At 72.3% G+C, this 12460-nt stretch carries 13 protein-coding genes; 3 read left to right on the top strand and 10 right to left on the bottom strand.

Translation table 11 applies throughout. From position 1 onward, the window contains the following. Positions 1–81 precede the first annotated feature (81 nt). Entirely contained in the window at positions 82–519 is a 438-nt protein-coding gene (locus tag FYW99_RS11400) for a molybdenum cofactor biosynthesis protein MoaE (protein ID WP_017564226.1), read from the bottom strand. A gap of 141 nt (positions 520–660) precedes the next feature. Then, the gene (locus FYW99_RS11395; protein WP_150251979.1) at positions 661–1728 is read right to left on the bottom strand and encodes an NAD-dependent epimerase/dehydratase family protein; all 1068 of its coding nucleotides are present in this window, start codon (positions 1726–1728) and stop codon (positions 661–663) included. A gap of 123 nt (positions 1729–1851) precedes the next feature. Here FYW99_RS11395 and FYW99_RS11390 point away from each other — a divergent pair, with 123 nt between their 5' ends. Together FYW99_RS11390 and FYW99_RS11385 are read left to right on the top strand one after the other, a co-directional pair. Continuing rightward, on the top strand, positions 1852–3342 hold the full coding sequence (locus tag FYW99_RS11390) for a zinc-dependent metalloprotease (protein ID WP_150251978.1): 1491 nt from the start codon (positions 1852–1854) through the stop codon (positions 3340–3342). Next, positions 3343–3933 carry an NUDIX domain-containing protein gene (locus FYW99_RS11385; RefSeq protein WP_150251977.1) on the top strand — a complete coding sequence of 197 codons (591 nt, stop codon included), beginning with the start codon at positions 3343–3345 and terminating at the stop codon, positions 3931–3933. It begins immediately after the preceding gene. A gap of 121 nt (positions 3934–4054) precedes the next feature. Here FYW99_RS11385 and FYW99_RS11380 read toward each other — a convergent pair whose 3' ends face one another. Together FYW99_RS11380 and FYW99_RS11375 are read right to left on the bottom strand one after the other, a co-directional pair. Continuing rightward, complete coding sequence (locus tag FYW99_RS11380) at positions 4055–4474, bottom strand: spore-associated protein A (RefSeq protein ID WP_150251976.1); 420 nt, start codon at positions 4472–4474, stop codon at positions 4055–4057. A 474-nt stretch (positions 4475–4948) separates the two neighbouring features. Further along, the gene (locus FYW99_RS11375) at positions 4949–5623 is read right to left on the bottom strand and encodes a TetR/AcrR family transcriptional regulator (protein ID WP_150251975.1); all 675 of its coding nucleotides are present in this window, start codon (positions 5621–5623) and stop codon (positions 4949–4951) included. 422 nt (positions 5624–6045) lie between these two features. On the opposite strand from FYW99_RS11375, the gene FYW99_RS11370 reads away from it, so the two are divergent. Continuing rightward, positions 6046–6972 carry an oxidoreductase gene (locus tag FYW99_RS11370; protein ID WP_190394628.1) on the top strand — a complete coding sequence of 309 codons (927 nt, stop codon included), beginning with the start codon at positions 6046–6048 and terminating at the stop codon, positions 6970–6972. A gap of 206 nt (positions 6973–7178) precedes the next feature. Here the strand turns inward: FYW99_RS11370 and FYW99_RS11365 are convergent, their stop codons facing one another. The 6 genes from FYW99_RS11365 to FYW99_RS11345 all read right to left on the bottom strand — a co-directional run bounded on the left by FYW99_RS11365 (position 7179) and on the right by FYW99_RS11345 (position 12423). Then, positions 7179–7754: a M48 metallopeptidase family protein gene (locus FYW99_RS11365; RefSeq protein WP_150251973.1), complete on the bottom strand. Its 576-nt coding sequence runs from the start codon at positions 7752–7754 to the stop codon at positions 7179–7181. A gap of 296 nt (positions 7755–8050) precedes the next feature. Next, positions 8051–8212: a hypothetical protein gene (locus FYW99_RS31735; RefSeq protein ID WP_013154808.1), complete on the bottom strand. Its 162-nt coding sequence runs from the start codon at positions 8210–8212 to the stop codon at positions 8051–8053. A 49-nt stretch (positions 8213–8261) separates the two neighbouring features. After that, positions 8262–8540, bottom strand: coding sequence for a WhiB family transcriptional regulator (locus FYW99_RS11360; protein ID WP_013154809.1), 279 nt, complete (start codon positions 8538–8540; stop codon positions 8262–8264). A 203-nt stretch (positions 8541–8743) separates the two neighbouring features. Next, on the bottom strand, positions 8744–9097 hold the full coding sequence (locus tag FYW99_RS11355) for a hypothetical protein (protein ID WP_150251972.1): 354 nt from the start codon (positions 9095–9097) through the stop codon (positions 8744–8746). Between the two features lie 295 nt (positions 9098–9392). Then, positions 9393–10304 carry an acyl-CoA thioesterase II gene (gene tesB, locus FYW99_RS11350; protein WP_150251971.1) on the bottom strand — a complete coding sequence of 304 codons (912 nt, stop codon included), beginning with the start codon at positions 10302–10304 and terminating at the stop codon, positions 9393–9395. Continuing rightward, the gene (locus FYW99_RS11345) at positions 10297–12423 is read right to left on the bottom strand and encodes an ATP-dependent DNA helicase UvrD2 (RefSeq protein ID WP_150251970.1); all 2127 of its coding nucleotides are present in this window, start codon (positions 12421–12423) and stop codon (positions 10297–10299) included. Before FYW99_RS11345 ends, tesB begins: the two co-directional genes overlap by 8 nt. Between the last annotated feature and the right edge of the window lie 37 nt (positions 12424–12460).

Below are 12460 nucleotides of genomic sequence, written 5' to 3'. Positions count from 1 at the left end.
AAGCATGCCCCCCAGCCTATTGCCGCGCACGGACCCGCGGGGGTCCGCCCTCCCTCCGGTCCGTCCGGCCGCCGCGGACGGTCAGGGAGCGCCCACCCACTCGCTGCGGCCGTCCTCGAAGTCCTGCTGCTTCCAGATGGGCACCTGGGCCTTGAGGTCGTCGATGAGGCGGCGGCAGGCCTCGAAGGCCTCCTGCCGGTGCTCGGCCGCGGCGGCCACGACCACCGCGATGTCGCCGATCTCCAGCTGACCGACGCGGTGCGTCGCGGCCATCCGCACCACGGGGCGGCCCGGGACGGAGGTGTCGCTGAGGACCTTCTCCATGACGACGCGCAGCTGGGCCTCCACCGTCGGGTGGGCGGAGTAGGCCAGGCGGGCGACGTCACGGCCGTGGTCGTGGTCGCGGACGGTGCCGACGAAGACCGCGGTGCCGCCCGCGCGCGGGTCGGAGACCGCGGCGAGGACCTCGTCCACCGACAGGGGGGTGTCGCGTACTGACGCGAGAGTGATCTCTTCCACGACATGACCGTACCAACCGGACGTTCCCCCTTGCGGGGAACCGGGTGCGCGTTCCGTCGCACGCGCACGGGCTCCGGGGTCGTGATCGGGTACGACGGCGGGCGGCACCGGTGCGCGCCGCACGCGCACGGGCCCCGGGCGTCACACCCCCTTGCGCTTGCGCAGGTGGCGGATGGCGGCGGCGGTGCCGATGGCCGCCGCGGCGGCTCCGGCAGCGCCCGCGGCGGTGATGGTGACCTCCTTGCGGCCCAGGCTGCGGCCGACCAGCGCGGGCCTGCCGCTCCGGGACTCCAGCAGGGCGGCCAGGGCGGATCCGTTGTCGTGGGCGGGCTTCCACCCGGCCTCGCGCAGCACCGCGCAGTCCACCACGCACGGGTAGACGAGGAACTTCAGCTCGCCCTCCGCCGCCGGGGTGATCCGTGCCTGGTGGAGACGGCGGACGGCGCCGAAGGCCAGGTTGGCGGGCACCTCGAAGTGCTTCATCCCGGCGACGGCCTCCACCTCGTCCTGGGTGAGGGAGCCCTCGCTGGCGACGGCGACCACGCCCTCGGGCCCGTCCACCCCGTGCAGGGCGCAGAAGGCCAGGGCGCTGGCCAGGTCGTCCTCGTGGCAGAACTGCCAGTGCTGTTCGTGTCCCTTGACTGTGAGCAGGCGCGGGGCGGAGAAGTGGCGGCTGAGCAGGGTGTCGAGCCCGGGCCCCACGAGTGGGGCGGGGCGCACGACGGTGACGGTGAGGCTGGGGTGGGCCCGGCGGGCGCGCTCGGCGAGGGCCTCGATCTCGGCGAAGTCGCCCATGAGCCCCTCGCTGTTGTCGGACACGCGCGCCGCGTTCTCCGCCAGGGGTACGGGGCTGTCCGGGGCGGCTCCGTAGACCATGGTGCTGGTGACCAGGATGACGCGGGGCACCCCCGAGGCCGCCGCGGCGGTCAGGACCGTCTGGGCCGCGCGGATGTTGTGCGCGCGGCGCCGCGCCGGCCGGGTGTCCAGGGAGCGGTCGTCGGCGGTGTGCACGAGCACGTCGACCCCGCCGAGCCGGGAGACCAGTCCGGGGTCGCACACGTCGGCGATGCGCCAGGTGACACCGCGCAGGTCGGCGAGTTCGGCGTCGATGGCGACGACCTCGCGAAGGCGTGCGGAACTCTCTGGCGCGGCCAGGCGTTGCACGAGGAGCCGGCCCACCCCGGAGGCGGCACCGGTGACAGCGACCACCGTGCCCGCTCCCTCGGAGGGGCTGTGCTCTGGGCGAACCTGGCTGCTTTCGGTATTCACTCCGGGCGACTCCCAGCTAACGTGACAGTGGAGACCAAACCTAATCCTGCCTGAGGTCTGATTGTGAGCGACCTGCCATTCGGTTTCAGCATGCCGAACGATCCCGATGACGAGTCCGGACGCCGTTCTGGCGACTCCGGCTCGGGTGCCGGCAGCGGCGGCCCGGGCGGAGGAGGATCCGGAACGCCGGACGGCTTCCCGTTCGGCGACCCGCAGCAGATGGCCAACATGCTGCGTCAGTTCGCCGACATGATGTCGGCCCAACCCGGTCCCGGTCCCGGAGGCGACCAGAAGTCGTCGTCCGGGGTGAACTGGGACATGGCCAAGGACGTCGCGCGCCAGACGGTCGCCCAGGAGGGCGACCCGAGCGTTCCGGCGTCCGACTACGCCAGGGTCGAGGAGGCCCTGCGCCTGGCCGACCTGTGGCTCGACCAGGCTACCGACCTGCCGTCGGGCGTCCACACCGCCCAGGCCTGGAGCCGGTCGGAGTGGATCGAACGGACGATGGACTCGTGGGTGCAGCTGTGCGACCCGCTGACCAGCAAGACCGTCCGGTCGATGGGGCAGAACCTGCCCGAGGAGATGCGGTCCGTCGCCGGTCCGCTGCTGGGCATGATCCAGCAGATGGGCAACATGATGGTCGGCCGCCAGGCGGGCCAGGCCGTGGGCGAGCTGTCCCGCGAGGTGGTCGGCACCGCCGACATCGGGCTGCCCCTGGCCGGTGAGGGCCGCGCGGCGCTGCTGCCCTCCGGAGTGGCGCGCTTCAGCGAGGGCCTGGAGGTCCCCGAGGACGAGGTGCGCCTGTACCTGGCCGCACGCGAGGCCGCCGTGCACCGGCTGTACTCGCACGTGCCGTGGCTGCGCTCGCACGTGTCCCGGCTGGTCAACGAGTACGCGGACGGGATGTCCTTCGACATCAGCGGCCTGGAGGACCGGCTCGGTGAGATCGACCTCACCAACCCCGAGGCGCTCCAGGAGGCCCTGGGCGGCGTCGGGGGCGAGGGACTGCTCCAGCCCGAGGACACCCCGCAGCAGAAGGCCGCGCTGGCCCGGTTGGAGACCACCCTGGCCCTGATCGAGGGCTGGGTGGCCACCGTGGTCTCGTCCGCGGTGTCCGGCCGTCTGCCGCAGGCGGACGCCCTGGCCGAGGCGACCCGGCGGCGCCGGGCGACCGGCGGGCCCGCCGAGCACACGTTCGCCGCCCTGGTCGGCCTGGAGCTGCGCCCGCGCCGTCTGCGCGAGGCGTCAGCCCTGTGGTCCGCCCTGGAGGAGGCGCGTGGCGTGGAGGGCCGGGACGCGGTCTGGGAGCACCCGGACCTGATGCCCACCGGCGGCGACCTGGACGACCCGGAGGCCTTCGTGCGCGGGGGCGGTGACGAGTTCGGCGGCGCCGACTTCGACATCTCCTCGCTGACCGGGGACGTCCCCGGCCAGAAGAGGGCGGGGGCCGACGAGGACGCGTCGGCTGAGGGCAGGTCCGATGAGGACGCCTCCGGCGCCGACCGGGACGGCGACGAGGACGACGGCCGGGGAGACCGGGGAGAGGGCGCGTAGGTGTCACTGCACGCGGACGCCCGGGCGGTGCTGGGCGCGTGGACCGCGCCCGACGCCCGGCAGGAGGAGCTGCGCCGCTCCTACCTCGACCACCTGGACGCGCACGGGGACGGGATGTGGCGCTCCTGCCTGCCCGGCCACGTGACGGCCAGCACGGCGATCATCTCCGCCGACGGCTCGCGTGCGGTGCTCACCCTGCACCGGATCCACCGGATCTGGTTGCAGACCGGCGGGCACTGCGAGCCTGAGGACGCCACCCTGGGCGCGGCGGCGCTGCGCGAGGCGGCCGAGGAGTCGGGCATCCGGGGGCTCACCCTGCTGCCCGAGCCCGTCGGGCTGGACCGCCACGCGGTGCCCTGCGGGGGCGGCAGCTTCCACCTGGACGTGCAGTACGCGGCGGTCGCCCCCGAGGACGCGGTGCTGGTGCGCGACCCCGACGAGTCGGCCGACCTGGGCTGGTTCCCGGTGGACGACCTGCCCGACCCCTCCGACGAGGTGTGCCGTTCCCTGGTGCGCACCGCCGCCGAGGCGGTGGCCCGCCACCTGCGCTCGTCCGCACGCCCTCTGGGCACGGACCCGGGCACGCGCTGACGCGGAACGCGGGCGCGCGCTGGCTCGGGCGCCCGCCGACGCGGGCGCTGGCCCCGTTCCCGCGGTCCCATGGCACACGACGGCCCCGCCGGAGCTCTCCGGCGGGGCCGTTCGTCTCGGGTCAGCCGCAGTTGGTGGCGTAGCGCTCGGTGGCCTGGTTGCCGATGACGCCTCGCCAGTCGACACAGGAGCCGCTGGCGTACACGTACACCGGACCGGCGTAGTAGCTGTACTCGCCCGTGTCCGACACGAAGGAACCGTCGTCCCCCGCCCGACGCAGACCCGCGCTCATGGGCATGGCGAAGCCTTCGCTGTCGGCGCTGCGGACGGTGACCACGCAGTTGTAGCCGTTGGAGCTGTTGTAGGTCAGGAACACGGTGCCCAGGTCGAAGCGGACCGGGGCGGAGTTGACCACCGAGTAGCCCGAACCGCAGGCGCCGTTGTAGGCGGCGGCGCTGGCGGGAGAGGCCGTGACCACACCGGCGGCCAGAAGCGTCAGGGTCGCGGCGGCGGTCGCCAGGGTCTTCTTGAGTGTCCTCATGGGGAGTGGGTGTCCGTTTCGGTTCGGTGGGGCCCGTGGCCCGCGTGACCGCAGAAAAGTACCCCAGAACACACGGGAGAAGGAGAGCGATAAGGGCGAAAGAGGCCTTTTGTTCCTGTCCGCATCGGTAGCGACGCCCACGTGTTCCCGCCCGTGTCCGAACGACCGGGCAGTTCCCGGGTCCCGGAGCGGGAGAGCCCGACGGGTTCGGCCACCGGAACCCCGAGGGGCGGAGCGGGGCCGAAACGGCGTTCGGTCCCCTGCCGACCGCGAGCTCCCGTCGATCGCGGGCCCCGTCGAGTCCGTGCACGGCTCCGCCCTGGGGTCCGTCCTCAAACAGGTCTCACCAGGAGCGGGAACGAGGCGGGAGAGACCGCTGCTCCGTAGGAGGTGGCGGTCTTGTCGTACCTGGTCGCGACGCGCCACCGCGCGCCGGCCACCGCGGCCCGGCTCACGGCTGCCGCCTGGACGGGCTCAGGCGGAGGCGCGGGCGATGGTGCCCGCGGTGAGCGTGGCCAGCATCTCCTGCAGAGCGGTCACGAAGTCCAGTTTGAACGCGGTGAGCGAGGGGTCGGCTTCGTAGGCGGCGAGCATCGCCGGGGAGGGCCGTGCGTGTGTCCACACGGCGCCGACGGCCATGATCATGGCCGCGGTCAACCGCGGTGCGCTCTCGCCCAGCTCAGGAAGGTACTGGTGGGCCAACGCCGCGATGTCGGCGACGTTGGCCACGGCCGCGCGCTTGTAGCGGGCGGCCACCTGCGGGGAAACGTTGTGTTCCAGTACGCCCGCCTGCGCGCTCAGCAGGTCACACAGGACCCGGCGTTGGGCGAGGGAGCCCGCGATGACGGCGGCGAACTGCTCTGCGCGCCGGCTCACCGGAGCGTCCTGGTCGACGCCGGCGTGCACGAGGGCGGGCAGGTCGGCCACCCACTGCCGCCAGGCGCGGTCGAGCAGCTCCAGCAGGATCGCCTCACGCGATTCGAAGTAGCGCAGCACGTTGGACTTCGCCAGCCCGGCGCGGCGGCTCAGCTCGTTCAGGCTGATCTCGCCGATGGGCAGCTCCTCGAGCATGGCGGCGGTGGTGTCGAGGATGGCCTGGCGCCGTATCCCGCGCTGCTCCTCACTGCGCGCGCGCTGGAAGTTCGTCATGCCCCCAGGCTACAGACTGCCGGTCTTTTGACATCAGACCGGTGGTCTTCTATGTTGGGGGCACAGTCGAACAGACCACCGGTCTGAAAAGGGGGCAGGTCTTGGGCCGCGCACCGGGACCGACGCCCTTCATCGGTGAAGCCGTCAACGGGGGCTGTCTCGACGTTGTCGACCGGCTCTGGGCGGACGACATGATCTGGCGCGGCGGCAGCCCGGGAGAACACCGACACCCACAGGAAGTGCATGGCGGCCCGGTGCCGCCGGGGCCTTCAGCGGCATGCGCCTGGACGGCATCCCAGGTCGCCCCCGAAGCCGCCTTCGCCGAGGACGCCCTCGGCATGCTCTTCCCGTTCGGCATCACGACCCTGCCGAGCGCCGCATGGCCGATCACAGAACCAACGCATCCGAGGAGCGTGACAACGGTGAACCACTGGACTCCCGACGACATCCCCGATCAGACCGGCCGCACGGCACTGATCACCGGCGGGAACAGCGGGATCGGACTCGAGACCGCCCGCGCGCTCGCCCGGCACGGGGCCCGCGTCATCCTGGCCGGCCGCAGCCGGACCAGGCTGGAGCAGGCCGCGGAGACTGTGCGCGCCGCGTCCCCCGAGGCCCGGACGGACACCCTCGTGCTCGACCTCTCCGACCTCTCCTCCGTCCGCGACGCGGCCACCCGAATCGCCGAGACCGAGACGGTCGACCTGCTCTTCAACAACGCCGGCGTGATGAACCTGCCCGAGCGGCGGACCACCCACGACGGCCTCGAGATGACGGTCGGCACCAATCACCTCGGCCACTTCGCCTTCGACGCCCAGGTCTGGCCCGCCGTGCGCCGCTCGTCCGCACCGCGCGTGGTCACCGTCAGCGCCATCGCGGCGCGGTGGCCGATGGCCAGACTGGACGACCTGATGAGCGAAAGGAGCTACCGTGCCATGGGCGCCTACGCCAAGTCCAAGCGCGCCAACGTCGTCTACACCCTCGAACTCGCGCGCCGCACCGCAGGCAGCCCCGTCGAGGCGCTCGTCGTCCACCCGGGGGCGGCGATGACCGGTCTGCAGCAGCACGGCAGCGGCGCTCTGAGCCGCATGATCACCCCGGTCGCCGCACGCCTGCTCATGGGCTCGGCCGAGGGTGCGGCCTGGCCCTCCCTGTACGCGGCGACCAGCCCGTACGTCCGGTCGGGCAGGTTCATCGGCCCCGCCGGACGGGATCAGACCTCCGGCACCCCCAAGCCCGTCAAGCTCCCCACAGGCGCCGACGACCCCGCGGAGGGCAGGCGGCTGTGGGCGGCGAGCGAGCAGCTCACAGGCGTCCCCTTCGACCTCGAAGCCGGGGCCGCCATCTAGGGTCCGTCTTCACAGGTCGCCAGATGGCGGTTCATGGCGGCGTGGTACGCCGCCATGAACCCACCGATGAGGGGCGGGAGCCACTCGCTCCGCTCGTTCCACGGGCCGCGACGGGTCGGCCGCGGGTGGCTACGAAGCGGCGGTCTCTCCCGCCTCGTCCCTGCTCTGGGCGAGATCTGTGTGAGGACGGACCCCAGCGGGCCCGATCACTCCTCGAAGGCGACCTCGGCGACGTCGAGCTCCTCCTCGTCGTCCCCGGCGCCGAAGGGCTCGCCGGACTCGGCGCGGGAGGCGGCGCTGAAGCCCTCCAGGTAGCCCCGGGCCCGCTCGGCCTTGGGGTAGCGGCGCACCAGGGCCCAGAACTCCCGGCCGTGGTGCGGGATGAACAGGTGCGCGAGTTCGTGGATGAGGACGTAGTCCACGACCCAGGAGGGCATTCCGGCGACGCGGCGGGAGATGCGGATCGTGCGGGTCTCGGGGGTGCACGACCCCCAGCGCGAGTTCTGGTTGTCCACCCAGCGCACGCTCTCGGGGAGCTCGGTGCCGTCCAGGTAGCGGCGGGCCAGTTCCAGCGCTCGCTCGTGGAGTTCGGCGTCGCCCGGGTTACGGCGCCCCTCGCGGGCCTCCAGTCGTTGCAGCATGCGGCCCACCCAGCGCTTTTCCTCTGCGCGGGAGAACGTCGCGGGCACGAGGACGACCGTGGTGTCCCCGTCCCTGTAGGCCGACACCGTGCGGCGGCGACGAGGACTGCGTCGTACCTCGATTTTGGTGTTCGAGAGCACGAACTTTACGGTAGCCGAGCGAGGCGCTCCAGCACAGGTGTGTCCTGTCCTGTTATGTCGCTGATCTGCTGGCTTCTCCGACTCCCGGAACGTAACCGAAAAACACGGACCGATAGCACATTCCGCCCTGACCAGGGCCGTTTTTCGGCTGTGGGACAGGCCACGAAGGGGCTTCCCGAGACATTCCTGCGCCCTTTCGGATACACAAAAGAGACCGGACGGTGACCCCCGGAGGAGCCCCGCCCGGTCCCGGACCGGCACCGTGATCAGTTCAGGGCGTCGTGCGTCACGTCACGTCAACACAGACGTGACCACGCGATTTCCATGAGCGCCTGTTCGGCACGGCGCTCCTCGCGCTGGCGGGCGCGCAGCTGGCGGGCGGTGAGCCTTCTGCCCTGCTGTTCACGCGTCTCGACGTCGGTCCGCTCGACCACGCGCATGAGTTCCATCATCATCATCTGTCTTCGATCCTTCGGGTCTACGGGGGTGAGGCTGTGGCTGGAACGGTCAGGCCGCGACCGGAGCGGGGTTCTTCCGGGGGCGACCCCTGGGGCGCTTGCGCGCCACGACCTGTCCGGAGACGAGCAGCTGCCCGCCCCAGACTCCCCAGGGCTCGCCGCGCTCCAGGGCGTCGGCCAGGCACTGCTCCCGTACGGGGCACGCGCCGCAGACGGCCTTGGCCGCCTCGACGTCGGCGGGCGCCTCGGCGAAGAACAGGTCGGGCTCCAGGCGGCAGGGAACTTCGGTGTCGCCCAGCCAGGGCGTTTCCAGGACCGACGCAAGCATCGGTGCCCTCCAAGATCTTTGATCGTTTCGTACAACGCGGTCGGTGACTGGTCACCGGAACCGGTCCGGTGGGGGACCTGGACTTGCGATGCCGCCGCCCTCTCCCTCGTCCCTGGGGGACGGGGAACTGGCGAAGATACAAAGAAAGCCGCGGCCCCTGTCGGGGTCCGCGGCCACGGTCGAAGCTCTCGGCCTGTCCTGCTCTAGGCCGGAATCCTCCGTGGACACTCCCCCGATGCGCCATACGGGCGCTGGGTAGCTTCTGCTGCGTGCTTCGTCTGGCGCTTGCCGCGATCAAGGGCGAGCTCGGACTCGACGGGCACACCACTGCCGTTGCCGAGGACGGTCCGCTCGACCTGGGACGCCATCAACGGGGAACGGGATCCGAGGAACCCGGTACCGCCGTTGCCGACGCCAGCGGTGGCAGCCTCGCCGAAGACGGCGAAGACGTCCGTGTGACCGCCCAGGAGGGTGCCCTGGACAGCGGTCGGGGACAGCTGACGCGACGGCATGGCGAAGCCGGCGACGAAGCCTGTGGTCTCCGTGATGCTGGTCATTGGATCGGGCACCTCCTTCACTGTCGGGCGACGGGATCTTGCACCCGCGCCGGGAGCGGTCATTGCGACGAGGTACACACTATGGGTTGGCTCAGAAAGAGAGCAACCTATTTTTGACCTGCGGAAACGTCCGCATCCGGTCAGGGGTTCGCGGGAATGCCGCGGCGCCCGGAAGCGTTGCCCTCTGGCATCCCCCGCCCTCCCGGCCGGTCCCCTCCCCGCGACGCGACGAGGCCCCGGTCACGGCACGTGCCGTGACCGGGGCCTTCTCCGTCCGGGGTCGTCCCCGCGACCTCTAGAACGGCTCCGGGAGGGTGTCGGACCAGCCCTCGGCGTCCACCACCCGAATCAGTCCCTCCTGCACCACCGAGCACACGAGTTCGCCCTCGCGGGTGTAGACCAGCCCGCGCGCCAGGCCGCGGGCCCCCTGGGCGGTCGGGGCCTCCTGCGCGTACAGCAGCCACTCGTCGGCGCGGAACGGCCGGTGGAACCACATCGCGTGGTCCAGGCTGGCCATGGAGATCCCCGCGAAGGAGCGGCCGTGGCGCAGCAGCACGGTGTCCAGCAGGGTCATGTCCGAGGCGTAGGTCATCAGGCACACGTGGGTGAGGCGGTCGTCGGGCAGCTCGCCGTCCACCTTGAGCCACACCGGGTTGTTGGCGGTGCGCAGCCGCGGGTCGCGCTCGGCCTCGTAGGACAGCGGTCCCACCGGGCGCAGCTCGATGGGGTGCCAGCGCACGAACCCGGGCACCCGGCCGAAGGCCTCCCGCAGGCGCTCGCGGGTGCTCGGCAGCTCCTCCGGCGGCGGGACGTCGGGCATCGGGATCCGGTGGTCCAGGCCCGGCTCCTCCTTGTGGAAGGAGGCCGACAGGGTGAAGATCGGCTTGCCGTGCTGGACGGCCACCACCCGGCGGGTGGTGAAGGAGCGGCCGTCCCGGACGCGGTCCACCTCGTAGACGATGGGCACGGAGGGGTCGCCGGGGCGTATGAAGTACGCGTGCAGGGAGTGCACGTGGCGCTCGGTGGGGACGGTGCGCCCCGCCGCGACCAGCGCCTGGCCCGCGACCTGGCCGCCGAACACCCGCTGCGGGCCCTCCTCGGGGCTGCTGCCCCGGAAGATGTCGTCCTCGATCCGCTCCAGGTCCAGCACGGTCAGCAGATCGGCGAGGGACTGCCCCCGCACCTGCGCGTCGGCGCTCTCACTCATCCGCCGCCTCCTCCCCGTCGTCTTGCGCCCCGCGGTCCGCGACGTCCGCCGGGTCCGCGCCCGCCACCAGCGCCAGTACCGCCTCACCGTAGCGATCGAGCTTGACCGCGCCGACACCGGACACGGCCGCGAGCTGGGTGAGGCTGCCGGGCTCCTGCTCGGCGACGGCCTGGAGGGTGGCGTCGGTGAAGATCACGTACGCGGGCACCTTCTGCTCCTGCGCGCACGCGCGGCGCCATTCGCGCAACCGCTCCAGCAGGGCCTCGTCGTAGCTGGAGGGGCAGTCCAGGCAGCGGCCCAGCTTGCGCTCGGCCGCGTCGGTGAGGGTGGCCGAGCACACCCGGCAGCGGGTCACACCGCCCTTGCGGCGCTCGGCGCGCCGGGAGGCGGTGGACGGGGAGGCGGGGCGCAGGCCGTCGAGGAAGCGTGAGGGCTTGCGGGTCTTCCTGCCGCCGGGCGAGCGGGCCAGGGACCACGACATCGCCAGGTGTTCGCGGGCCCGCGTGACGCCCACGTAGAACAGGCGGCGCTCCTCCTCCACCTGCTCGTCGGTCTCGGCGTAGATGATCGGCATCATGCCCTCGGTGAGGCCGACCAGGAAGACGGCGTCCCACTCCAGGCCCTTGGCCGCGTGCAGGGAGGCGATGGTGACGCCCTCGAAGCCGGGCGCGTGCTCGGTGGCCATGCGCACGTCGAGCTCGTCCACGAGGTCGGCCATGGTCACCGGCGCGCCGTCGGGCCGCGGCGCGGCGGCCATGTCCTCGGCCAGCTGGGCCAGCGCGGACAGCGACTCCCAGCGCTCCCGGGCCTGGCGCCCCTCGGGCGCGGCCTCGGTCAGGCCGAGCTGCCCGAGCAGCTGGCGGACGGTGCGCACCAGGGGCTCGGCCTCCTCCCCCGCCGCACCGTGCCGGGCGCCGCGCAGGGTGTGCACGGCCTGCTTGATCTCGGGGCGCTCGAAGAACCGGGTGGTCCCGCGCATCGTGAACGGCACGCCCTCGTCGGTCAGGGCCTGTTCGTAGGAGGCCGACTGGCCGTTGGTGCGCACCAGCACCGCGATCTCGCTGGCCGGGGTGCCGCCCTCCATCAGGACGCTGATCTTGCGGGCGACCCCCGTGGCCTCGGCGGGCTCGTCGTCGTACTCCTGGTACATGGGGTCGGGGCCGTCGGGACGCTGGGCCTGGAGGGTCAGGTGCTGGGCGGAGGTCGTGCCGCGCGCCTGGGCGATGACGTGGTTGGCCACCCGCACGACCTGGGGGGTGGAGCGGTAGTCGCGGACCAGCTGGACCACGGTGGCGTGGGGGTAGCGGGCGCCGAACCCGGTCAGGTAGCCGGGGGTGGCCCCGGCGAAGGAGTAGATGGTCTGGCTGGGGTCGCCGACCACGCACAGGTCGTCGCGGTCACCCAGCCAGGCGTCCAGGAGCAGGCGCTGGAGGGGGTTGACGTCCTGGAACTCGTCGACGACGAAGTACCGGTACTGCTCGCGCACGCGCTGGGCGATGGCCGGGTACTCGGTGATCATTCCGGCGGTGAGTTCGAGCATGGACTCGAAGTCGAGGAGGTTGTGCTCGCGGCGTATGTCCTCGTAGGCCTCGAAGACCCGGGCCACCTCGCCCGCGGGCATCGGGGGCTGGCGGCCCGCCTTGACCACGGCCTTGTCGTAGTCGGTGGGGCGCACCTGGGTGACCTTGGACCACTCGATCTCGCTGGCCAGGTCGCGCAGGCCGTTGCGGTCGGGCTGCAGGCCCACCGAGTGGGCGGCGCGGGAGACCACCGAGAGCTTGCTCTCGATCAGGGTGGGCTTCTCGCCGCCGACGACCTGGGGCCAGAAGAAGGAGAGCTGGCGCAGGGCGGCGGCGTGGAAGGTGCGGGCCTGCACGCGGGGGGCGCCCAGGGCGCGCAGCCTGCCGCGCATCTCCCCGGCGGCGCGCGCGGTGAAGGTGACCGCGAGGACCTGCTGCTCGGCGACCACCCCGCTGGAGACCGCGTACGCGATGCGGTGGGTGATGGCCCGGGTCTTGCCCGTTCCGGCACCGGCCAGGATGCACACGGGGCCGCGCAGCGCGCGTGCGGCCTGGGTCTGCTCCGGGTCCAGTCCCTCCAGGACGCGGTCGGGATCCATGGTGCTCCTGCGTAGGGTCGGGGTGGATGGGGTCCCA

The sequence above is a fragment of the Nocardiopsis deserti genome (assembly GCF_008638355.1).
GTDB lineage: Bacteria > Actinomycetota > Actinomycetes > Streptosporangiales > Streptosporangiaceae > Nocardiopsis > Nocardiopsis alborubida.
This window is presented reverse-complemented; position numbering and strand designations above follow the sequence as displayed.